The following is a 21,021-nucleotide window of genomic DNA, read 5'->3' as shown; positions in this document are numbered from 1 at the left end:
TTATTCCTCATCAGCCACAAGCGCTTCAGGTTCCGGAGGCGGAAGCCGTCTTGCGTGGTAGGCCTTCAAATCGTTTTCTATTTTTGCTGTCAGGCCGTTATGGGCCATATCATAGCCCACATCGACGGCGGACGCGAAACCAAGCGCATCCGTGCTGCCATGGCTTTTGATGACAATGCCGTTCAGACCGAGAAACACGCCGCCATTGACCTTGCGCGGGTCCATCTTCTCGCGCAGCACATCGAATGCGCTCTTGGCGAGGAGATAACCGATCTTGGCGATGAAACTGCGCGAAATCGCCTCGCGCAACAGCGTGGTGATCTGCTTTGCCGTGCCTTCTGCCGCCTTCAGCGCGATATTGCCGGTGAAGCCTTCGGTCACCACGACATCTACGGTGCCCTTGCCGATATCGTCGCCTTCCACGAAGCCGCGATAATCGATGGTGGCAAGATCGGCTTCGCGAATGAGGCGGCCTGCCTCGCGAACCTCTTCCTGGCCCTTCACTTCTTCAACGCCGACATTAAGGAGACCAACCGTTGGACGGTCGATATCAAACAGCGCGCGCGCCATGGCGCTGCCCATGATGGCAAAATCAAGCAACTGCTGCGAGTCGGCACCGATGGTGGCGCCGATGTCGAGAACGATGCTTTCGCCTCTCAGCGTTGGCCATATGCCTGCAATCGCCGGGCGTTCAACCCGCGCCATGGTGCGCAGGCAGAATTTCGCCATCGCCATCAAGGCACCGGTGTTGCCAGCGGAGACGGCAACATCGGCCTCGCCAAGCTTTACCGCTTCGATGGAGCGCCACATGCTGGAGACGTAACGGCCACGGCGCAACGCCTGGCTCGGCTTTTCGTCCATGGCAACGGAGACTTCGCAATCGAAAAACTGCGAATTGTCGCGAAGTTTGGGATACTGCGCCAGAATAGGTTCGCATCTGCTCTTCTGCCCATACAGCAGAAAGGTCACATCGTTATGCCGATCCAGTGCCTTGGCAGCGCCGGGTATGGCAACATCAGGGCCAAAATCTCCGCCCATGACGTCAATTGCTATTCTGATCACTCGTCCCTGATCCTTCTTACCGCCGTGCGGTGGAATTTTGCGCGAAAATACCGTTTCCACGCTCGCTTACAACTGAATTGTTGGGCTTGACCCACCGCATTCAGTCTTTTTTCCAGTCTTTTAACACCGCAAAAGGCGATGGTTTTTTGTCGGCATCCGCCTTTTCATTACCAAATTCGGCAAAATCCACGTCCGCCTTGCGGGGATAGGGATCAATAGCTAGTGCCGCGAATTCCGCCACCACGACACCGACGTCGATGGTGTCACCGCTGAATTGATCGGGAATATCCGGGCCATCCGGATCAAGAACAATCTCGCCCTGCTCATTGGGCATCAGACGCGCCAGCTTTGAACCTTCAGGCACGAAAATCTGCTCGATCTTTTCATCGATCACGCTTGGGACCGGTTCCAGCGTCACGACGCAGGCCTGCGTCAGAGCGGCACGCACATCACCTGTAATCTTCAATCCATCCTTCTTCCAGCGGGTGACCTGCAATTCGCTTTTCAGGTACTCCACGGACAATACATCCCACAGTTTCGCCAACGCCTTCAACTCGTCCGCGTTTGCCGAAAGACCAATCCTCACCGGATTGGCAGAAATATGACCTACCTTCACAGGGTAGGAAAAAGGTACGTCGTCATTGGCCGCGTTGTGCGAGTTCATTAAAACCTCTTAAAATCCGGGGCCGGCATCGTAACGTGTCCCGTCACGACCAACTCTTCCGATTGCGCCGACAATGCATCGGCGGCCGCCACCATCCAGTTGGCAAGGCCGCGCATATCCGCAGCGGTTGCTTCTGACTGGGGATATATATTGCGTGCAAGGGCTGCCGCAAGAGCCTCGACATCGTCGCCATCAAGTGCTGCGGCATAGGACTCCAGCCGTCCATAGAACATGCCCGCGAATTTCTTCATGCGCTTGGGCACGCCCTGGTCGCCAATTCCCAGTTCCCGCATGGAATGGTCGAGATCCTGAAAAAAAGCATCGACGATCTCCTGCGCAATCTCCTGCCCGCTGGTGGAGGATGACTTTGTGCGCCGGAAATAAAGAATCATGACGATGGACAGAAGCTCGAAGCGGCCCATCACCGTATCCGGTACATTGAGATACAGGTAGAAACCCGGCTGGCGCCCAGCCGTCGTCAGGGCAGCGTATTGCCTGTCAACGATGGCGCGATTGCCGTTTTTCTTTTTGAAAAGACCGAAGACCATCGAAATTTCCGAATATTGATCGACGAAATCGCGTCTCGCCCATTGCCCTTGTTGCATGATTGCCAAAGCTGGTTTACCGAAGCATCCAAGAATTGCAATGCCGTTGAGGTCACGTTCATCGTTGGGCTGCAACAGTCGAAGAGAAGCGCCGGAGGAGGCATTATTTTCGCAAACCCATTGCAATCCGTTGTGAAGCGGGGATTTTCTGTCCCCGGATTGACATAATCGTGTGTACAGAAGCGGTACACACGTAAGCATACCGGAAGGTGCCATTCATGATCGCAGTCGGGGAAACGCAGGTGAGCAAGCAGAAATCCGGAAAGCAGACCACGTTTTTCAGCAAGACTGCCGTGGCAATCGTCATCGCATCCAGCCTGCTGACGGCCTGCTCCAGCACCACCGATGTTTTCCACAATGGTTACGTGGCTGACGAACAGTCGCTGCAGCTTATTCCTGTCGGCTCCAGCCGTGAACAGGTTCTGCTGACCATGGGCACACCCTCCACCACCGCGACCTTCGGCAACGAGGTGTTCTACTACATCTCCCAGAAGCGCGTGCGCAAAGCCGCCTTCATGAAGCCGCAGCTGGTCGAGCAGAACATTCTGGCCATCTATTTCGACAAGAACGGCGTCGTTTCGCAAAAGGCGAACTACACGCTGCAAGACGGCAAGGTCTTCGATACGATTTCGCGCACCACGCCGACAGGCGGCAAGGACCTCACCTTCCTGCAACAGCTGCTGTCTGGCGGCACGGCAGGCGCTGGTATCGCAAAGAGCATTCTGGGCCAGAGCGGCAACAACGGCAGCGGCTTCTGATCCAGCAAACGGAAATGCAAAAGCCCGCGAGATGATCGCGGGCTTTTTTGTTTTATGCCTAGGCTCTTTCTCTCCGTCATACCGGCCTTGAGCCGGTATCCAGTAGCCGCGCGTCCGCGTGGCGAAAGGCTCTCTTGCGATCGAGGACTTGATCGCATGGGACCCCGGATCAAGTCCGGGGTGACGGAGAGGAGGAGGCGACGAGTCCATCTCGCTCCCCTAACCCGCACTTGTTCAATGGGCCAGAACCGCCAACAGCAGCAGCGCCACGATGTTGGTGATCTTGATGGCCGGGTTGACGGCAGGACCGGCTGTGTCCTTGTAGGGATCGCCAACCGTATCACCCGTCACGGACGCCTTATGCGCTTCCGAGCCCTTGAGATGCGTCACCCCATCCTTGTCGATGAAGCCATCTTCGAAACTTTTCTTGGCATTGTCCCAGGCACCGCCGCCCGACGTCATGGAGATGGCGACGAACAGGCCGTTGATGATGACGCCTAGCAAGGATGCGCCGAGTGCGGCAAAGGCCGAGGCCTTGGAGCCGGAAATCAGCAACACGCCGAAATAGACGACGATCGGTGCCAGAACCGGTAGCAGCGAGGGAATAATCATCTCCTTGATCGCTGCTTTCGTCAGCAGGTCCACCGCCTTGCCGTAATCCGGCTTTTCGGTTCCCTGCATGATGCCAGGCTTTTCGCGGAACTGGCGGCGGACTTCTTCAACAATGGAGCTTGCCGCCTTGCCGACAGCCGTCATGGCGATGCCGCCGAAGAGGTAGGGAATGAGACCACCGAAGATCAAACCGGCAACCACGTATGGGTTGGACAGGCTGAACGAGATCTCGCCTATATCCTTGAAGTAGGGATAGGTATCGCCATTGGCCGCGAAATAGGACAGGTCGTTGGAATAGGCTGCAAACAGCACCAGTGCACCAAGGCCCGCCGAGCCGATGGCATAACCCTTCGTTACCGCCTTGGTGGTGTTGCCAACGGCATCCAGCGCATCCGTCGCCTTGCGGACATCCGGGTTGAGACCGGCCATTTCGGCAATGCCGCCAGCATTATCCGTTACCGGCCCAAAGGCATCCAGCGCAACGATCATGCCTGCAAGACCAAGCATGGCAGTGACCGCGATGCCAGTGCCAAACAGGCCTGCGAGTTGGTAGGTCGAAATAATGCCGCCGACGATGACGATGGCGGGAAGTGCCGTCGATTCCAGCGACACGGCAAGGCCCTGGATGACGTTGGTGCCATGGCCCGTAACGGAGGCCTGCGCGATGGAGTTGACCGGGCGCTTGTTTGTGCCGGTGTAATACTCCGTAATCACCACGATCAGCGCCGTCACCAGCAGACCGACGAGGCCGCAGAAGAACAGGTTGGTGCCGGTAATATTCATTCCGGCAACGGTGCCGATGGAGCCCCAGCCGATGGTAAGCGAGGTTGCGACCGCAAGACCGGCAACGGAAAAGATACCGGTGGCGATGAGGCCCTTATAGAGCGCACCCATGATGGAGTTGTTGGTGCCGAGCTTGACGAAGAAAGTGCCTGCAATCGAGGTCAGAATGCACACGCCGCAAATTGCCAGCGGATAGAGCATGGCGCTTTCAAGGATCGGCGCACCCGCAAAGAAGATGGCCGCCAGAACCATGGTTGCGACGACGGAGACGGCATAGGTTTCGAACAAGTCCGCAGCCATGCCCGCGCAGTCACCGACATTGTCGCCGACGTTGTCCGCGATGGTGGCGGGGTTGCGCGGATCGTCCTCGGGAATGCCCGCTTCCACCTTGCCGACAAGGTCACCACCGACATCCGCACCCTTGGTGAAGATACCGCCACCCAGACGGGCGAAGATCGAGATCAGCGAGGCACCGAAGCCGAGCGAGACCAGCGCATCGATGACGGCGCGAGAGCCGACCGGATGGCCAAGGCCTGCCGTCAGCACGAGGTAATAAATAGAGACGCCCAAGAGCGCGAGACCGGCCACCAGCATACCGGTGATGGCACCGGACTTGAAGGCGATATCGAGACCCGCCGCTAAGCTATGGGATGCGGCCTGGGCCGTGCGAAGGTTGGCGCGCACCGACACATGCATGCCGACGAAACCGGCAGCGCCTGAAAGCACCGCCCCGATGACGAAGCCGACAGCAGCTTCCGTCGAGAGAAAGAACCAGACAGCGATGGCAACGACGATACCGACGATTGCGATGGTAAGATATTGACGGGCGAGATAGGCCTGCGCGCCCTCCCTGATATAGCCTGCGATTTCCTGCATGCGCTCGCTGCCTTGGTCGGCATCCAGCACGCTTTTCGTTGCCCAGACCGCGTAAACCACGGACAAGACACCGCATAAAATTACCAATGCAATGACGGTCATTCGCACTTACCTCCTGTGTGCCGGGTTCTCACTCCCTCCCCGGCGGGCGAAACCATGCGGGGCGCAGGGTGTAGATCCCTGACGCCAAGGTGAGCCATTTGTTCCCCTCCCAAGGAAAAATGGCCTGCGAGCAGAGATTGCGTTGGCGAAACCCGCCACGTCAAGTCCGAAGATTCACGGCGAATGGCTTATCGCCCTGATTCAGACCGGTTTTTGAACGGGCTTCTGTTTCAGCAATAGGAAAATCAGAAGCAGAAGGCAGGTGCCTGCAACCGGCCAGATGACGAGGTTCATCACCGACCAGCCCCAGGCGGTAAACACCTGTCCCGAGGCGAAGGACCACAGCGCAACGGTGCCGAACAGGACTATATCGTGAAAGCCCTGCACCTTGTCGGCCTCATGCGGGCGATAGCTGGAGGAAACGATGGACGTTGCACCGATGAAGCCGAAGTTCCAGCCGATGCCCAGAAGAATGAGCGCCGCCCAGAAATTCCACAGCTCGATGCCCATATGCGCGACGACGGCGCAGGCCATTAAAACCAGCAACCCGGCGGCAACGACCTTCTCCGCACCGAAACGGGAAATCAGCATGCCGGTGAAGAAGCTTGGCCCGAACATGGCCAGCACATGCCACTGAATGCCGAGCGTGGCCAGTTCCGTCGGAAAGCCGCAGCCTATAACCATGGCCAACGGCGCACCCGTCATCATGAATGTCATCAGCGCGTAGGAGCCGATGCCGCAGACCATGCCGGTGACGAAGCGATGCGTGGTGACGATCTCTTTTAACGGTCGTGCCGGTTGCGAGGCCGATGACGCGCTTTTCAGCTCAGGCAATTTCAAAAACGAAAAGATGATTGCGGCGACGATACCAAGCGGAATGAGCGCTATGAACGCGCCCGCGAAAACCACCGGCGCCAGCAAATCCTTGCCGAATATCGCCAGTTGCGGCCCGACGATGGCCGAGATCACCCCGCCTGCCAGAATCCAGGAAATGGCTTTCGGCTTGTAAAAGGATGGCGAAGCATCCGCTGCGGCAAAACGGATTTTCTGCGTGAAGCCGCCGGAAATGCCGATCAGCAGCAGGCCGAAGGCGAAAAGCCAGAAATCGGAGCGAAAAAGCGCGACCGCCGCCAGCGCTCCACCGGTGGAGCAGAGCAGCGCGCCGAGAATGAACCCGGTCTTGCGCCCGAGAAACCGGGCTGCGAGAGCAACGGCGATGGCACCGAGAGCGACGCCGATATTGAAGCCGGTGAGCGGTGCTGTGGCCAGAGACTTGTCCGCACCGAGAAGCTGATAACCCGCCAGCGCGCCGATGGAAAAGCTGAGCGGCGCGGCAGAGCCCATGATGGCCTGCGCCATGGTGAGCAGGAAGACATTGCGCTTGGCTTCGTTCAGTTGATGTTCAAGTCCTGGAACAGAAACAGCGCTCATGTCTTCCTCGAATGTTTCTTAGCGCTTTGCCTCGCCGCGCACCTGCTTGGCAATGCGGTCTAACACCGCATTGACCAGTTTCGGCTCGTCATGTTCGAAAAACGCGCGGGCGATTTCAACATATTCTGTGACGATCACAGCCACCGGAACATCCTTGCGCTCCAGAACTTCGAAGGTTCCTGCGCGCAGGATTGCACGAACGGTGGTGTCCAGACGCGACAGCGGCCAGTCTTCCTGAAGGGCAGAGCGCACCAGCGGGTCGATCTTGGTCTGGTCGCGCACGACGCCAGCGACGATGGAACGGAACCACGACGGATCAGCCTTCAGATAGGTCTCGCCGTCTACTTCCTGACCAAGCCGATGTGCCTCATATTCGGCGACGACTTCCATCACACCGGTGCCGCCAACATCCATCTGGTACAGCGCCTGCACGGCAGCAAGACGCGCAGCGCCGCGCTGGTTAACAGGCTTCGTGGACGGCTGGCGAGGCTCGGAACCATTTTCGGTGTTGGTCATGCTCTTAGCCACCCAGTTTTTTCTTCAGTTCGATCATGGTCAGCGCTGCACGGGCTGCAAAGCCGCCCTTGTCCTTGTCGGAGCGGCGAACGCGTGCCCAGGCCTGATCTTCGTTTTCGACAGTCATGATGCCGTTGCCGATGGCCAGCGATTCACTGACGGCGAGGTCCATCAGCGCACGCGAGGATTCGTTGGAAACGATATCGAAATGGTAGGTTTCGCCACGGATGACCATGCCGAGTGCGACAAAGCCATCATATTCCGTGCCGTCATTATCCGCACCATCCAGCGCCATGGCGATGGCAGGTGGAATTTCCAGCGCGCCCGGAACGGTGATGATGTCATAGGTGGCGCCCGTTTCATCGAGCGCAAATTTCGCGCCATCGAGAAGAGCATCGGCCATATCGTCATAAAAACGTGCTTCCACGATGAGAAGGTGAGGCTTGGACATGGGGATTTCCTGAAAAGCTGCGCCGGATCATCCCGGCTTTTGGCGCGGTCAAACCATGGCTGGCGTGCTTTAGCAAGCATTTTTCGCGCATGGCAGGTTCGAGGAACCGCACAGCACCGTAAAATTCCATGGTTTGATCGCAACAAGAATCTGATTAGATTCGGGAAATAACCCCAGGAGTTCAGGTTGGTCACCATCCCGACAATCGAAACATCGCGCCTTCTTTTGAGGCCGCACCACATGGATGACTTCGCAGACTATGTCGCGCTCTGGGCTGATCCAGACGTGGTGCGCTACATCGGCAGCGCGCCGTCCACCCGTGAGCAGACCTGGGCGAGGCTCCTGCGCGCTGCGGGTCACTGGCACCACCTCGGCTTCGGCTTTCTCATCATTGAAGAGAAAGAAAGCGGCAAACTGATCGGCGAAGCGGGCTTCCACGAAGTCCGCCGAAACATCACACCCTCAATCGAAGGTACGCTGGAAACCGGCTGGCTGCTGTCTCCAGACAGCCACGGCAAGGGTTATGCTTTTGAGGCGCTCACCGCATTGGTCGAATGGGCCGAGAACACGTTTCCCGAGATGGCCATGACTGCCATCATCCACCCTGAAAACGGCCCCTCACTGAAGCTGGCCGGCAAGCTTGGTTTTGTCGAGACCGCCCGCACGAACTACAATGGCGAAATCGTCATTCTTTCGCGGACGGAAACTCCGCAAGTCTAGCGGCATAACGCGCCATCGTATCGACTTCGAAATTCACAAAATCGCCCGCCTGCCGGTCACCCCATGTGGTGACGGAGAGCGTGTGACGGATGAGAAGGACGTCGAAATCCGTGCCGTTAACGGCGTTGACCGTAAGCGACGTGCCATCAAGCGCGATGGAGCCCTTTGGCGCGACGAACTTCGCCAGATGCTCGGGCGCACGCAGGCGAATGCGCACCGCCTCCCCCTCCGGTTCGATCGACAATATCTCGGCCTTGTCATCCACATGACCAGAGACGATATGACCGCCGAGTTCGTCACCGATTTTCAGCGCGCGTTCGAGATTGACGCGGGTGTCCTTGGTCCAGCTTGCAATCGTGGTCAGGCGAAGCGCCTCTTCCCATGCCTCGACCTCGAACCAGCGCTCGTTGCTTCCCGTCTCGGGCAGCTTCGTCACTGTCAGGCACACGCCGCCATGGGAAATCGATGCGCCGATATCGATGGTCTTGGGATCGTAATTGGTCGCAACGCGCAAACGCACGCCTTCCGGCAGCGTCTCCAGCTCAGACACGGTTCCAACATCGGTAACAATTCCGGTAAACATCAAAGCGGCCTTTCAAATTCAAAGCAGCGATCCGGCCCGTAAGCGGTCTCGCCGACAAAAGTAAAGTCGTGTGGGATATCGGCGCGGTTGAGCGGGGTTTCAAGACCGCCCGCGCCGATGATAATGGGGCTTTCAAACAATAGGATACGATCTACGAGACCAGCGTCTAGGAAAGATTTTGCGATGTGGGCGCCACCTTCGACGAGAAGTTCCGACATCCCGCGGTTGGCGAGAATGGTGAGGAGGGATTGGAGGGTTGGGATGGTGAGGACTTCGACGCCTGAGGATTCGAGTTGTTGGCGTTTGTGGGCAAAGACCCCCTCTGGCCTGCCGGCCATCTCCCCCACAAGGGGGGAGAAACCCGGAGCGATGCCCTGCTCAGTATTTGTCGTTGCAGGCTGGGATACGAGGGCTGAGATAGTCTGAAACGCTTGCGGCTGGTCTGTCTCCCCCCTCGTGGGGGAGATGCCCGGCAGGGCAGAGGGGGTCTTAGCCCCAACCACAGCCACCACCGTCTTCACATCCCCAGCCGTCCGCACCAGCTTCGACCCCAACGGCAACTCCAACCGCCGATCCAGCACAATCCGCACCGGCGAACGATGCTCCAGCCCGGCAATCCGCACCGTCAATTCCGGATCATCCGCAATCGCCGTTCCAATCCCAACCAGAATAGCATCACACCGCGCCCGCAATTCATGCACTGCCTGACGCGAATCCGGCCCGGTGATCGCCACCTGCCCTTCCCCAACGCGACCGATCATGCCATCGGCGGAAACAGCAAGTTTCAAAATCACATGCGGGCGGTTCTTCACCTTTCGCGTGAGATACCCGGCCAGGACACGCTCGCCCTCAGCACGCATCAAACCAGTCTCGACTTCGATGCCCGCATCACGCAAAATCTGGTAACCGCGCCCGGAAACGCGTTCATCCGGGTCATCCACGGCGACGACCACGCGCGCCACGCCGAAATCCACCAGCGCATTGGCGCAGGGTGGCGTTTTGCCGAAGTGGGAGCATGGTTCGAGGGTGACATAGGCGGTCGATCCCCTCGCCGCATCGCCTGCGATTTCCAGCGCCTGACGCTCCGCATGTGGGCGACCGCCAATGGCGGTTACGGCTTCGGCGATGATCTCCCCATGTTTGACGAGAACGCAGCCGACGGAGGGGTTGGTATCGGTGAGACCTGTATGGCTGCGGGAAATCTCGATTGCCCGTGCCATGAACCGTTCATCATCGGCACGGGTCGTCATAACTACTTCCCGGCGTCCGTGTCACGCGCAATCTTGGCGTTGATCTCGGCGATGACGTTTTCGAAATCTTCAGCATGGCTGAAGTCGCGATAGACCGAGGCGTAGCGCACGAAGGCCACGTCATCGAGGCTTTTCAGCGCTTCCAGCACCTGCAGGCCGATTTCTTCCGATGGAATTTCTGTCTCGCCGGAGCTTTCCAGACGACGCGCAATGCCGGAGACCGCACGCTCTATGCGATCACGATCCACCGGGCGCTTGCGCAGTGCGATCTCGAAAGACCGCACCAGCTTTTCGCGGTCGAAAGGCAGCTTGCGGCCGCTCTTCTTGATGACCATCAGCTCGCGCAACTGCACGCGCTCATAGGTCGTGAAGCGACCGCCGCAATCCGGGCAAATGCGCCGCCGGCGGATGGAGGTGTTATCCTCCGCCGGACGCGAGTCCTTGACCTGCGTATCTTCCGAGCCGCAAAAAGGGCAGCGCATCTGCGATCCTTCCTTAGAGGTACGGGTACATCGGGAAACGGTCTGTCAGTGCGACGACCTTTTCACGAACCGCAGCTTCGACGCTGGCATTGCCTTCATCCGAATTGGCAGCCTTGAGACCGTCAAGCGTCTCAACGATGAGCTTGCCGATTTCGCGGAATTCCGCTTCCTTGAAACCGCGTGTCGTGCCAGCCGGTGTGCCGAGGCGCACGCCCGAAGTCACGAACGGCTTTTCAGGGTCGAACGGAATGCCGTTCTTGTTGCAGGTGATGTAGGCGCGACCGAGTGCTGCTTCCGCCCGCTTGCCGGTGGCGTTCTTCTTGCGAAGATCGACCAGCATCAGGTGGTTGTCGGTGCCGCCGGAGACGACATCGAGACCGCCATCGACCAGCGTTTCGGCCAGAACCTTGGCGTTCTTGACGACCTGTGCGGCGTAGTCCTTGAACTCAGGCTTCAACGCTTCACCGAAGGCAACTGCCTTGGCGGCGATGACGTGCATCAGCGGGCCGCCCTGCAAGCCGGGGAACACAGCCGAGTTGAACTTCTTGGCCAGATCTTCGTCGTTGGTCAGGATCATGCCGCCGCGCGGGCCGCGAAGCGACTTGTGCGTGGTGGTGGTGGCAACGTGGCAATGCGGGAATGGCGATGGATGCTGACCACCGGCGACCAGACCGGCGATGTGCGCCATGTCGACCATCAGGTAAGCGCCGACTTCATCGGCAATCTCGCGGAAACGCTTCCAGTCCCAAATGCGGGAGTAAGCCGTGCCGCCAGCCAGAATGAGCTTCGGCTTGGTTTCCTTGGCCTTGCGCTCGACTTCATCCATATCCAGCAGGTTGTCGCCTTCACGGACGCCGTAGGACACGACGTTGAACCATTTGCCGGACATGTTGACCGGCGAACCGTGCGTCAAGTGACCACCAGAGTTCAGGTCGAGGCCCATAAACGTATCGCCCGGCTGAAGCAGTGCGAGGAATACGGCCTGGTTCATCTGCGAACCGGAGTTCGGCTGAACGTTGGCGAAGTTGACACCGAACAGCTTCTTGGCGCGTTCGATTGCCAGTTCTTCGGCAATGTCAACGAACTGACATCCGCCGTAATAGCGCTTGCCTGGATAACCCTCGGCATATTTGTTGGTCATGATCGAACCCTGCGCTTCGAGCACGGCGCGGGAAACGATGTTTTCCGAGGCGATCAGTTCGATCTCGTGGCGCTGACGACCGAGCTCCTTCTCGATCGCGCCAAAGATATCTGGATCGACGTCGGCGAGCGGACTGGAGAAGAAGGCATCTGTATTCGTCATGATGAAAGCTCCTGAAACAGTAATGCGATGGCGTCTTAACGCCCTGCCCTTTCAAGAGCAAGACAGCCAGCGAGATTTGCCCGTCAAACTGCGACCTTCCGCATAAATATTCGCTTCAGGCCACAAACAAAAAAGCCGCGCTTGGGAAAACGCGGCTTTTGGAATGTCTGATGGGACAGATCAGTTGCGCGGCAACAGATCGTCATCAATGGAGCCGGAAGGCTGCTCCTGCGTATTTGTGGTGTTCAGCGCCAGTTCGGCATTGCCATCCTTGCTGTAGATATCGTCGCGGAACTGCACCACGCCATCGCGTGTGGACCACGCGGTGATGTAGACGAAGTACACCGGAATTTCCTGCGCCAGCTTGATCGGCGTGTTGACGCGGGTGGCGATGACGCGTTCGATTTCCTGACGCGACCAGCCGGGCGTGTCACGCAGCATCCACGATGTCAGGTCGCGCACGTTCTGCACACGAACACAGCCGGACGATTCGAAACGCATCAGCTTGTTGAACAGGCCCTGCTGCGGCGTGTCGTGCATGTACTCGTTGTTCGGGTTGTGGAAGTTGATCTTGGTCGAGGACATGGCGTTGTTCTTGCCCGGGTCCTGACGGAACATCAGGTTCGGAGCCTTAGGTGCGTTCCAGTCGATCGTCGTCGGAGACACTTCCTGCCCGCGACCATCCAGAAGGCGAATATTATTGCGCTCCAGATAGGTCGGGTCCTTCTGCATCAAAGGAACAATGTCCTTTTCGATGATCGAGCGTGGAGCCGTCCAATAAGGGTTGAGAATGATCTCGTAAATCTTGGAGTTGATGATGTGCGTCGGGCGGCTGTCGCGACCGACAACGGCTGTATTGCGCAGCACAACGCGATTGTTCTCGACAGCCTCAATCGACGCCGCCGGAATGTTCACCATCACATGGCGCGGACCGAGATCGCCCGACATGGTGTTGATACGAACGAGGTTGGTCTGAAGCTGTCCGAGGCGAACCTGCGCCGGAACGTTCAGCGCCTTCAGCGTAAATTCGCCGATAACGCCGTCTGCCGGAAGACCGTGACGCGCCTGGAAGCGCTTCAGGGCACCATCGACGTAGGAATCGAATGCGCTGGAAATGCCTGCTTCACGCGGCAGGTCGCCTGAAATCATCAGACGCTGGCGCAGGGCCTGCACGGATGGATCGCTGACGCCGATCTGGAGGCGCTGCTGGCTTGGCGGAACATCCGGCCAGCCACCGTTGGAAACGATCTGCTGATACTGCATCATCGCCTGCTGAACGAAGGCTGGCGATTCCGGGCTGAGAACCGGCGTGTTGGACGCAACACCAACAGCGGCGCGCGACGAGTTGGCATCGAACTGATCGTCCCAGTTACCGCGACGCGACGATCCAATCAGATCGTTGAACGCATCCTGCGCAAATGCGGGCGCGGCGAGAGCCACGGCACCAAGGGAAACGGCAGACCGCAACATCGCGCGCCGTGAAATCACTTCTGGGACGATTTTCTTTGTCATTTTACCTACCAGCCACTTTATCAGGCATCTTAAACAATGCCTAAAACAACATCGTTAACAAACACGTATAGACGCGCCTGCCGGCAGGACTTACTCGATGCGAACTATGGATGACGCATGACGCGAACACAGGAGAAACCGCCGGCTCCTAGCTTGTGGCGGTCCCATACCAATATGGCCAATTCGTGTCACCTGAAGGCATCTCACGAAGCTGTGTCGGCGTGTGATTTTCAGGCTGCACCGCACAAAAATGCAACAAGCCGGATGCTTGCGGCATCCGGCTTTGCTTGAAGGCTGATTATATCGGGCAATTACAGGCGGTAAGCGATGCTGTCGTTCCAGAAACGGTCCAGACGCTGGAGCATCTTGTTCATTTCCGCGAATTCGCCAGTACCGATGCCGCCGACCTTTTCGATGGAGCCGATGTGGCGCTCATAGAGGCCTGCTACGGTTTCTGCGATGTCCTGGCCCTTTTCGGTCAGGCTGATGCGAACCGAGCGGCGGTCGATGCGGGAGCGCTGGTGGTTGATGAAGCCGAGGTCTACCAGCTTCTTGACGTTGTAGGACACGTTGGAGCCGAGGTAGTAGCCACGCGAGCGGAGTTCGCCAGCGGTCAGTTCTGAAGTACCGATGTTGAAAAGCAGAAGCGCCTGAACTGCGTTGACATCATCGCGACCCTGACGGTCGAACTCGTCCTTGATGACATCGAGAAGGCGGCGGTGGAGGCGCTCGACCAGGTGGAGCGATTCCATGTAGAGAGAGCGGATGGTTTCGTCCTGAGCGTCGGAAACGATGGCCTGTGGCTTTGCTTTGCTATTGATCATGACTGCCTCACTGTTTTGTTTGGCGGTGTTTGATTTGTTTCCCGCCTTGAGAGGAAATCTAAGCAATGCGCATAAAATTCTACTTAAAATGCACGATTAATGAATGGTTACTTGCATGTTCCGCTTTTGATGAAGCTTGTACCAAATCCAAATCGCGCCACAATCGGATCATATTTTTCAATGACTTACGGGGAAAAATCGGGGAAAAATCGGGCTGAATTGCTTTAATTTTATGGTAAATCAATTCTTGAGCGCTCATCGTTTTGGCGCGCATCCAGCCAAAAAGCGACCTGGAATAGTATATAAACGGTTGATACGATGCCGTGCATGACCGGTACCATGGTGTTGTGTCCGTAGATATTCGGCCAGACCTTATACATGGCGATCTGGGTTCCGGCACCGATGACCCACATGACAGCACCCCAGGAGGCGCCGAGCCACAGCCCAAGCGCTGCCACGGGGAAAATGACGGCAAGGCTGGTGCCAGCCACGCGCCAAGGCATGTTGAGCATATCGAAGCGCGCCTGCCCGTTCAGCGAGTAGCCGGTCAGCATCGCCCAATATTGCAGCCCGAACCAGAAACACGATAAGGCGACCAGCCTCAGGAAGGTGAGGTAGAGGATTTCCGCAAACGGCATTTTGGGATGAGGCAGAGAATCAGGTTCCATGGCGCAAAGATACTGACCTGTTGGGGATGCGACCAGCAGATATTGCTCTGCGGCACCGCAACTGTCAAAGCCCCGCAACGATCTGCCGCATTCGCATGTGCCTTACATTGTGTTATGGGCCACTCTTGATGGAACGACTTTTGGGCGCAGTCACATCCGCACCCCTTATTCCTGTGCTTCTCACAGGAAGCCAGTCGTGGCGCTTCTGCGCTGCGCGGGAATGAGGGTGAGCGAAGTGGCCACGTCCAAACAGCGGCGTCCCATACCGTCGGTATGAGTGACGCAGCATTTGGAAAGGCAAATGTAAATGAACGACAAGACACATTTGGTGGATCACATTACCGGCCACCGCCGCATGCGCAGAAATCGCAAGGCAGACTGGACGCGACGTTTGGTGCGCGAGAACCAGTTGACGGTGGATGACCTCATCTGGCCCGTGTTCATCGTGCCTGGCACCAATATCATCGAGCCTATTCCGGCCATGCCGGGCGTGAACCACATGAGTGTGGACCGGCTGGTGGAGGCGGCGAAAGAGGCTGCTGATCTCGGTATTCCCGCCATCGCGACCTTCCCCAATATCGAAATGGACCTGCGCGACGAGACAGGATCGCAGTCGCTGGAGGCCAACAACCTCATCAATCAGGCCACCGCCGCCATAAAAAGGTCTGTCGGCAACATTGGCGTCATCACCGATGTGGCGCTGGACCCCTTCACCAGCCACGGCCATGACGGCATTTTGCGTGGCGACGATATCGTCAACGACGAGACCGTGGATCAGGTCGTCAAGGCCGCGATCATGCAGGCAAATGCAGGTGCCGATATCATTTCACCATCAGAGATGATGGATGGCCGCATCGGCGCCATTCGTCGCGGGCTCGACGCTGCCGGGCACCAGAATGTCGGCATCATGGCTTATGCCACCAAGTTTTCCTCCGGCTTTTACGGCCCCTACCGCGAGGCGATCTGTACCAGCGGCCTGCTGAAGGGTGACAAGAACAGCTATTACATCAACCCCGCCAACGGCATGGAAGCAATGCGCGATGCAGCGCTTGACGTGGAAGAAGGCGCAGACATGCTGATGGTCAAGCCCGGCCTGCCCTATCTCGATATCTGTTGGCGCCTGAAGGAAGCATTCGGCCTTCCGACCTTCGCCTATCAGGTGTCCGGCGAATACACCCAGATCAAGGCCGCCGCCATGAATGGCTGGATAGACGGCGAACGGGTGATGATGGAAACGCTGCTGTGCTTCAAACGCGCAGGCTGCGATGGCATCTTGACCTACTTCGCGATCGAGGCCGCCAAAAAACTCGCCAAGGGTTGAACAGGGCGATCATTGCATTGCACGGTTTCGATACCATATTATTTCCCGAATAGGAGAAACCGTCGATGAGCCTCGACCCGAATACCACGTATGTCCCCACCGAAGACTGGCGCGCCTATAGCGGCGTGCTGAGCCGTCGCGTGTTTGCGTTCATCATCGATTACATGATCGTGCTGCTGCTGTGCATTCCCGCCGCCGTGATCGTATTCTTTCTCGGTGTCATCACGCTCGGCCTCGGCTTCTTTCTTTATCCGGTCCTCTTCTTCGTCGTCGCCGTGCTTTATTTCGGCATGACGCTGGGCAGTTCCGCACAGGCAACGCCCGGAATGCGGGCCATGGGCATTGCCATGGCGCGCACGGATGGAAGACGAATCGATTTCCTGCTGTCCACCGTGCACATCGCGCTGTTCTGGATCATGAACTCCATTCTGACGCCGCTGATCCTGCTGGCAGGCCTGTTTACGGAGCGTTCGCGCCTCATCCATGACTTTCTTCTGGGAACAGTCATGATCCGGACAACCTGAACATCAAAAAAGCCGTTTCGGCGGCTTCAATTTGATGTGCACCACACATCTGCCAGTTGACGTTTTGCGGCTTTTTGTCATTCTGATACAGAGGCTTGACTGAGGCTTACTGGCGAAGGGAGCGATCAGGGTTCGATGAACACGCAGGCGACGCCTTCTCCGCAATTTTATCTGACAGCACCGGCCACCTGCCCTTACCTGCCCGGCCAGCTGGAGCGGAAGGTATTCACGCATCTCGTCGGGCCACGCGCTGCCGAAATGAACGATCTTCTGACCCAGGGCGGCTTTCGCCGCTCTCAGAATATCGCCTACCGCCCAGCCTGCGAAAACTGCCGCGCCTGTGTTTCCGTGCGCATTCTGGCGGAACGTTTCATCCCCACCAAATCCATGCGCCGCGTGCTGGGCTACAACAGCGATTTGGTCGCGAGTGTTCATCAGGCTGAACCATCCACCGAACAGTTCTCCCTCTTCCGCCGTTATCTTGACCACCGCCACCAATCTGGCGGCATGTCGGATATGTCAGCACTGGATTACGCGGTCATGGTGGAAGACACCCATGTCAACACCCGCATCATCGAGTACCGCAAGCGCGAGCCGGGTGCTGGTATCGATGACAGCAAGCGCGGTGAACTCGTGGCCGTGGCGCTGACCGATACGATGAGCGACGGGCTTTCAATGGTCTATTCCTTCTTCAACCCGGAGTTCGAAAAGCGCTCTCTCGGTACATTCCTCATTCTCGATCACATTGCCCGCACCCGCACGCTTGGCCTGCCACATGTGTACCTTGGCTACTGGGTCGATGGCTCCGAGAAAATGGGCTACAAGACCCGCTACCATCCGCAGGAGCATCTGACGCCACGCGGTTGGGAACTTTACGAGCCAACGGCTCCCACGACATGACGACGAGCAGGAAAACGCGTGCCTTCAAGATTTAAGATCGTCCTCACCGCAGGCGCCCTGCTCACACTGCTCGCAACCTCCACCTATGCCCAAACCAGCTGGACGCCCGCAGAGCAGGTCAAGACCTACGCCATCACAGGCAATTCCGGCATCGATCTCTACCGCTCCATCGGCGAGCGCGGTCCGCAGGCGGGTGTACAGGCGGTTGCTCACACGACATTCAAACTCACATGGCGGCGCGACTATCGCCCGCAGCCGGACGGCGCCTGCGTGCTGGCAACTGCACGCCCGAACCTGACCATCATCTACACATGGCCAAAAGCACCGGCAAAACTTCCGCCGGATGTTTCAGCAAGCTGGCAGCGCTTCATTTCCGGCGTTGAAAAGCACGAGCGCGTACATGGCGAGCATATTCTCGACATGGTCAAGAAGATCGAAGCCTATAGCGTCGGCTTGCGCGCGGAGGATGATCCTAAGTGCCAGAAGGTACGCGCCGTTCTACAACAGCGGCTGGGCGAGCTTTCCAACGAACAGCGCCAGCGCGGGCGGGATTTCGACAAAGACGAGCTTTCGAATGGCGGTGCCGTGCACCAGCTCATTCTGGCCTTGGTCAACGGGCCGTAACGCGCACGGATTACTCCGCCGCCTCACCCTTCAGCACCGGTTCGGCCAATATCGCGACCTCCAGCTCGTAGGAATAACCTTCCAGCATCGTATAGGCCTGCTCGATAACCTCGATTTGTGTCTCGGCATTGCGAATGGCATCGGCAATGGACTGGCTGCGGGCACGCAGCATGGAGCCCAACACATCCGTCTCCGGCTTGCGACCAAGACGATCCATATGCTTGCGCACTCGGGCGCGGTGGCGCTCCAGTTCGAGAATATGAAAGCGGCTTTTGAGAATATCATCCGTCAGCTTGCGACGCATGGCCGCCACGGGATCGAAGCTGCCGGGCTCGCGCTCATCCAGAATGAATTCGTTGACCAGCGTTTCCAGCATCAGCAAGCCTTTGAGGTCTTTGGCATCAGCCAGTTGCGGGTCATAGCCCGTATCGTCGAAAACCTTGCGGCGTACCGGGTCTTTCAGCAGATCATAGGCCAGTTGCAGCCTGGCGAACTGGTCCGCATCTCCGCCGCTGTCCGGATGGGCGCTCTTGGCCACCTTGCGATAGGCAGACTTGATCGTTGCCTCATCGGCATCGCGCTCAACACCCAGCAAAACATAAGGATCGATCACCGAAACACCTGCACTCGCATTCTCGAAAACAGCCTTTGCCCGCAAGGGACAGAGATGGCTCAAGCGGGATCATACGAAATTTTCCCGGCCCAAGGCACCCCTCTGTTGTGGTTTTGAACGCAAAACGACATTCGCCCCTTCGCTTTCACCAACCGCGATACGCCATTGCCCGCAAATTTGTCCACCGCATGGCGGGCGCGAAAACGCCGCCGACAAATATGTGGAAAGCGCGCCCGGAAGATCTACCGAGGCCGGGTTATGCGCTGCTTTCAAGGGGTTATGGCGCATTGCCCGAAACCGGTGTACTTTAGAAATAACTTCTGGAGGGAGGGTAACAACAATGTCGGAAACGATAAGCCAGACGGTTTCAGATTACGTGCAGGCAATGACGTATGCCGATGCCGGATTGCTGCGGGATGTCTTCGATCCCCGCGCCAGCATCGTCGGCAATTACGAAGGCGCAACCGAATGGCTGTCGCTGGAAGATTTTATCCACCAACTCCGCTCCGCCGATCAGGGCCTGCAGGAACAACACTCCGAATTCGAAATCCTCGGCATAGACAAAACCGGCGACACCGCCTCCGTAAAACTCACCACCCGCTTCTCCGGCATGGGTTTTTCCGAATATCTCTCGCTTCTGGAACGCGACAAAAACTGGACCATCGTCCACAAGCTCTACTACCTCACGGAATGACAGCGACCCTCACCCGCAAAAACGCACCATTTTTTCGGCCCCCAAATGAAATTTCCACTTTACACGACCAGAGAATCTGATAATTCCACCCGCACTGGATTGCCCTTGTAGCTCAGTTGGTAGAGCACCTGATTTGTAATCAGGGGGTCACGAGTTCGAACCTTGTCGGGGGCACCAGTATTTTCAATCACTTAGGTGATTTTTTCCCTTAATCCATGTCGCTTCGTGTTGCGCTCCAATCACCTTGGTTTCCGGGCATTTCCGTTGGCTCTCGGCTACTCCACGCGACATGCACTACAACATGCGACGTGGTCGAAGTCTTCATTTGTATTCTTTCCACGAAGCCTTCAATTCACCGTCCAGCGCTTGAACCGCTCGTTGGACAAACTTGATATTTGGCTTCCACCTGCGCCAGCATTGATTTCGAAAATACCTTCCCGACTTGCTTGCTTCGTCAAGGTCTCGAAGGGTCCAACCTATTTCTTCAATCCTTCCCAGGATCGCGTCCATCACCGGCTTTCCGGTCTTGAGGTACTTGTGCCGGTATGTCCCGCTTATTCGATGATATCTGGCACGTGTTGAGATAGAGGCCCACGTTAAATCTGGAAACTCCGCCATGATCTCCACGCGCGTGGCCTTATGGTGGTAGAGCCGCCGAAGCTTGCTCAATTCCGATGCCTTCCATTCGTGGCGCTCTCGCTTCATAGCGAGTTTCGCACAACGACGATATACGGAGACCTTGGTTCGATGAGGCAGTGCAACTCGCATTTTGCGATGGTCTGGATAGTTTGAGCGTAGCACTTCGTCCCCTTCATCGGTCCAAAGCTTGTCGCCTTTCATCGTCGTGCCAGCTTTGAGCATACGCGCCTTGGTTTCCTGACCGAAAATCGCGTTTCTGGTGAGTTGAGTTAGGTTCATAGCTGTTCTCCTGTCCGATGCACGCAAATCCGCTTCCGTGACACCAAGAAGACACCAGTCAGATATCCACAATATCCACGTAACGTTTCCCCATATTCCCCAGACCTTGACACACACGTGTAGTCTGCCACGTTGCGCGGATAAATAGAGGGGGGGGGGGGGGGGGGGGGGGGGGGGGGGGGTGTAGGTGTTTTTGTTTTTTTTGATGAGATGGGGGGGGGGTGG

General features: G+C 57.5%; 23 protein-coding genes and 1 tRNA gene. 8 read left to right on the top strand and 16 right to left on the bottom strand.

What is annotated here, in order from left to right; genetic code table 11:
- The 3 genes from plsX to ABUK73_RS22715 all read right to left on the bottom strand — a co-directional run bounded on the left by plsX (position 1) and on the right by ABUK73_RS22715 (position 2,331).
- Entirely contained in the window at positions 1-1,062 is a 1,062-nt protein-coding gene (gene plsX, locus ABUK73_RS22725) for a phosphate acyltransferase PlsX (RefSeq protein WP_113087959.1), read from the bottom strand.
- Between the two features lie 100 nt (positions 1,063-1,162).
- Complete coding sequence (locus ABUK73_RS22720; protein WP_353579236.1) at positions 1,163-1,726, bottom strand: YceD family protein; 564 nt, start codon at positions 1,724-1,726, stop codon at positions 1,163-1,165.
- The gene (locus ABUK73_RS22715) at positions 1,726-2,331 is read right to left on the bottom strand and encodes a ubiquinol-cytochrome C chaperone family protein (RefSeq protein ID WP_353579256.1); all 606 of its coding nucleotides are present in this window, start codon (positions 2,329-2,331) and stop codon (positions 1,726-1,728) included. The genes ABUK73_RS22720 and ABUK73_RS22715 overlap by 1 nt, the downstream gene beginning before the upstream one ends.
- 218 nt (positions 2,332-2,549) lie before the next feature.
- Here ABUK73_RS22715 and ABUK73_RS22710 point away from each other — a divergent pair, with 218 nt between their 5' ends.
- Positions 2,550-3,089: an outer membrane protein assembly factor BamE gene (locus ABUK73_RS22710; protein WP_113087809.1), complete on the top strand. Its 540-nt coding sequence runs from the start codon at positions 2,550-2,552 to the stop codon at positions 3,087-3,089.
- A 234-nt stretch (positions 3,090-3,323) separates the two neighbouring features.
- On the opposite strand, the gene ABUK73_RS22705 is transcribed toward ABUK73_RS22710, so the two are convergent.
- The 4 genes from ABUK73_RS22705 to ribH all read right to left on the bottom strand — a co-directional run bounded on the left by ABUK73_RS22705 (position 3,324) and on the right by ribH (position 7,860).
- A complete protein-coding gene (locus ABUK73_RS22705; RefSeq protein ID WP_353579235.1) occupies positions 3,324-5,462 on the bottom strand; it encodes a sodium-translocating pyrophosphatase in 2,139 nt (712 codons plus the stop codon).
- 201 nt (positions 5,463-5,663) lie between these two features.
- Positions 5,664-6,893, bottom strand: coding sequence for an MFS transporter (locus ABUK73_RS22700; protein WP_353579234.1), 1,230 nt, complete (start codon positions 6,891-6,893; stop codon positions 5,664-5,666).
- 18 nt (positions 6,894-6,911) lie between these two features.
- Entirely contained in the window at positions 6,912-7,409 is a 498-nt protein-coding gene (gene nusB, locus ABUK73_RS22695) for a transcription antitermination factor NusB (RefSeq protein WP_113087812.1), read from the bottom strand.
- Between the two features lie 4 nt (positions 7,410-7,413).
- Positions 7,414-7,860: a 6,7-dimethyl-8-ribityllumazine synthase gene (ribH, locus tag ABUK73_RS22690; RefSeq protein ID WP_353579233.1), complete on the bottom strand. Its 447-nt coding sequence runs from the start codon at positions 7,858-7,860 to the stop codon at positions 7,414-7,416.
- Between the two features lie 186 nt (positions 7,861-8,046).
- On the opposite strand from ribH, the gene ABUK73_RS22685 reads away from it, so the two are divergent.
- Complete coding sequence (locus tag ABUK73_RS22685) at positions 8,047-8,580, top strand: GNAT family N-acetyltransferase (protein WP_353579232.1); 534 nt, start codon at positions 8,047-8,049, stop codon at positions 8,578-8,580.
- Here ABUK73_RS22685 and ABUK73_RS22680 read toward each other — a convergent pair.
- The 7 genes from ABUK73_RS22680 to ABUK73_RS22650 form a co-directional block, all read right to left on the bottom strand.
- A complete protein-coding gene (locus tag ABUK73_RS22680; RefSeq protein WP_353579231.1) occupies positions 8,546-9,163 on the bottom strand; it encodes a riboflavin synthase in 618 nt (205 codons plus the stop codon). The two genes, ABUK73_RS22685 and ABUK73_RS22680, sit on opposite strands and share 35 nt — an antisense overlap.
- The gene (gene ribD / locus ABUK73_RS22675) at positions 9,163-10,413 is read right to left on the bottom strand and encodes a bifunctional diaminohydroxyphosphoribosylaminopyrimidine deaminase/5-amino-6-(5-phosphoribosylamino)uracil reductase RibD (protein WP_353579230.1); all 1,251 of its coding nucleotides are present in this window, start codon (positions 10,411-10,413) and stop codon (positions 9,163-9,165) included. Before ribD ends, ABUK73_RS22680 begins: the two co-directional genes overlap by 1 nt.
- A gap of 2 nt (positions 10,414-10,415) precedes the next feature.
- Positions 10,416-10,895 (bottom strand): transcriptional regulator NrdR, encoded by a 480-nt coding sequence (nrdR, locus tag ABUK73_RS22670; RefSeq protein WP_077107058.1) that lies wholly within the window; start codon positions 10,893-10,895, stop codon positions 10,416-10,418.
- 13 nt (positions 10,896-10,908) lie between these two features.
- On the bottom strand, positions 10,909-12,198 hold the full coding sequence (gene glyA, locus ABUK73_RS22665) for a serine hydroxymethyltransferase (RefSeq protein ID WP_353579229.1): 1,290 nt from the start codon (positions 12,196-12,198) through the stop codon (positions 10,909-10,911).
- Positions 12,199-12,378: 180 nt separating this feature from the next.
- Positions 12,379-13,710, bottom strand: coding sequence for a L,D-transpeptidase family protein (locus ABUK73_RS22660; RefSeq protein WP_113087816.1), 1,332 nt, complete (start codon positions 13,708-13,710; stop codon positions 12,379-12,381).
- Between the two features lie 311 nt (positions 13,711-14,021).
- Positions 14,022-14,531 carry a transcriptional regulator LdtR gene (gene ldtR / locus ABUK73_RS22655; protein WP_173645921.1) on the bottom strand — a complete coding sequence of 170 codons (510 nt, stop codon included), beginning with the start codon at positions 14,529-14,531 and terminating at the stop codon, positions 14,022-14,024.
- Positions 14,532-14,764: 233 nt separating this feature from the next.
- Positions 14,765-15,202 (bottom strand): DUF6163 family protein, encoded by a 438-nt coding sequence (locus ABUK73_RS22650; RefSeq protein ID WP_162727769.1) that lies wholly within the window; start codon positions 15,200-15,202, stop codon positions 14,765-14,767.
- Between the two features lie 307 nt (positions 15,203-15,509).
- On the opposite strand from ABUK73_RS22650, the gene hemB reads away from it, so the two are divergent.
- The 4 genes from hemB to ABUK73_RS22630 all read left to right on the top strand — a co-directional run bounded on the left by hemB (position 15,510) and on the right by ABUK73_RS22630 (position 18,571).
- Complete coding sequence (gene hemB, locus ABUK73_RS22645; protein ID WP_353579228.1) at positions 15,510-16,523, top strand: porphobilinogen synthase; 1,014 nt, start codon at positions 15,510-15,512, stop codon at positions 16,521-16,523.
- A 65-nt stretch (positions 16,524-16,588) separates the two neighbouring features.
- On the top strand, positions 16,589-17,047 hold the full coding sequence (locus ABUK73_RS22640; protein WP_113087819.1) for an RDD family protein: 459 nt from the start codon (positions 16,589-16,591) through the stop codon (positions 17,045-17,047).
- Positions 17,048-17,182: 135 nt separating this feature from the next.
- The gene (locus ABUK73_RS22635) at positions 17,183-17,947 is read left to right on the top strand and encodes an arginyltransferase (protein WP_353579227.1); all 765 of its coding nucleotides are present in this window, start codon (positions 17,183-17,185) and stop codon (positions 17,945-17,947) included.
- 57 nt (positions 17,948-18,004) lie between these two features.
- Complete coding sequence (locus ABUK73_RS22630; protein WP_353579255.1) at positions 18,005-18,571, top strand: DUF922 domain-containing Zn-dependent protease; 567 nt, start codon at positions 18,005-18,007, stop codon at positions 18,569-18,571.
- A gap of 10 nt (positions 18,572-18,581) precedes the next feature.
- Here ABUK73_RS22630 and ABUK73_RS22625 read toward each other — a convergent pair whose 3' ends face one another.
- Positions 18,582-19,184, bottom strand: coding sequence for a J domain-containing protein (locus tag ABUK73_RS22625; RefSeq protein WP_353579254.1), 603 nt, complete (start codon positions 19,182-19,184; stop codon positions 18,582-18,584).
- 340 nt (positions 19,185-19,524) lie between these two features.
- Between ABUK73_RS22625 and ABUK73_RS22620 the strand changes: the two genes are divergently transcribed.
- Together ABUK73_RS22620 and ABUK73_RS22615 are read left to right on the top strand one after the other, a co-directional pair.
- Positions 19,525-19,878, top strand: a complete 354-nt coding sequence (locus tag ABUK73_RS22620; protein ID WP_113087822.1) for a nuclear transport factor 2 family protein — start codon at positions 19,525-19,527, stop codon at positions 19,876-19,878.
- 101 nt (positions 19,879-19,979) lie between these two features.
- A tRNA-Thr gene (locus ABUK73_RS22615) sits at positions 19,980-20,055 on the top strand.
- A gap of 144 nt (positions 20,056-20,199) precedes the next feature.
- On the opposite strand, the gene ABUK73_RS22610 is transcribed toward ABUK73_RS22615, so the two are convergent.
- Entirely contained in the window at positions 20,200-20,796 is a 597-nt protein-coding gene (locus ABUK73_RS22610; protein ID WP_353579226.1) for a hypothetical protein, read from the bottom strand.
- Between the last annotated feature and the right edge of the window lie 225 nt (positions 20,797-21,021).

The sequence above is a fragment of the Agrobacterium vacciniicorymbosi genome, from assembly GCF_040427045.1.
Taxonomy (GTDB): Bacteria; Pseudomonadota; Alphaproteobacteria; order Rhizobiales; family Rhizobiaceae; genus Agrobacterium.
Note: the sequence above shows the minus strand (reverse complement) of the source record. Positions and strands in the feature narration are given on the sequence as shown.

Excerpts from the sequence above, each read along its gene's own strand:
- ABUK73_RS22720 (WP_353579236.1), bottom strand. The coding sequence starts at position 1,726 with ATGAACTCGCACAACGCGGCCAATGACGACGTACCTTTTTCCTACCCT.
- ABUK73_RS22715 (WP_353579256.1), bottom strand. The coding sequence starts at position 2,331 with ATGCAACAAGGGCAATGGGCGAGACGCGATTTCGTCGATCAATATTCG.
- ABUK73_RS22710 (WP_113087809.1), top strand. The coding sequence starts at position 2,550 with ATGATCGCAGTCGGGGAAACGCAGGTGAGCAAGCAGAAATCCGGAAAG.
- ABUK73_RS22705 (WP_353579235.1), bottom strand. The coding sequence starts at position 5,462 with ATGACCGTCATTGCATTGGTAATTTTATGCGGTGTCTTGTCCGTGGTT.
- ABUK73_RS22700 (WP_353579234.1), bottom strand. The coding sequence starts at position 6,893 with ATGAGCGCTGTTTCTGTTCCAGGACTTGAACATCAACTGAACGAAGCC.
- nusB (WP_113087812.1), bottom strand. The coding sequence starts at position 7,409 with ATGACCAACACCGAAAATGGTTCCGAGCCTCGCCAGCCGTCCACGAAG.
- ribH (WP_353579233.1), bottom strand. The coding sequence starts at position 7,860 with ATGTCCAAGCCTCACCTTCTCATCGTGGAAGCACGTTTTTATGACGAT.
- ABUK73_RS22680 (WP_353579231.1), bottom strand. The coding sequence starts at position 9,163 with ATGTTTACCGGAATTGTTACCGATGTTGGAACCGTGTCTGAGCTGGAG.
- ribD (WP_353579230.1), bottom strand. The coding sequence starts at position 10,413 with ATGACGACCCGTGCCGATGATGAACGGTTCATGGCACGGGCAATCGAG.
- nrdR (WP_077107058.1), bottom strand. The coding sequence starts at position 10,895 with ATGCGCTGCCCTTTTTGCGGCTCGGAAGATACGCAGGTCAAGGACTCG.
- glyA (WP_353579229.1), bottom strand. The coding sequence starts at position 12,198 with ATGACGAATACAGATGCCTTCTTCTCCAGTCCGCTCGCCGACGTCGAT.
- ABUK73_RS22660 (WP_113087816.1), bottom strand. The coding sequence starts at position 13,710 with ATGACAAAGAAAATCGTCCCAGAAGTGATTTCACGGCGCGCGATGTTG.
- ABUK73_RS22650 (WP_162727769.1), bottom strand. The coding sequence starts at position 15,202 with ATGGAACCTGATTCTCTGCCTCATCCCAAAATGCCGTTTGCGGAAATC.
- hemB (WP_353579228.1), top strand. The coding sequence starts at position 15,510 with ATGAACGACAAGACACATTTGGTGGATCACATTACCGGCCACCGCCGC.
- ABUK73_RS22640 (WP_113087819.1), top strand. The coding sequence starts at position 16,589 with ATGAGCCTCGACCCGAATACCACGTATGTCCCCACCGAAGACTGGCGC.
- ABUK73_RS22635 (WP_353579227.1), top strand. The coding sequence starts at position 17,183 with ATGAACACGCAGGCGACGCCTTCTCCGCAATTTTATCTGACAGCACCG.
- ABUK73_RS22620 (WP_113087822.1), top strand. The coding sequence starts at position 19,525 with ATGTCGGAAACGATAAGCCAGACGGTTTCAGATTACGTGCAGGCAATG.
- ABUK73_RS22610 (WP_353579226.1), bottom strand. The coding sequence starts at position 20,796 with ATGAACCTAACTCAACTCACCAGAAACGCGATTTTCGGTCAGGAAACC.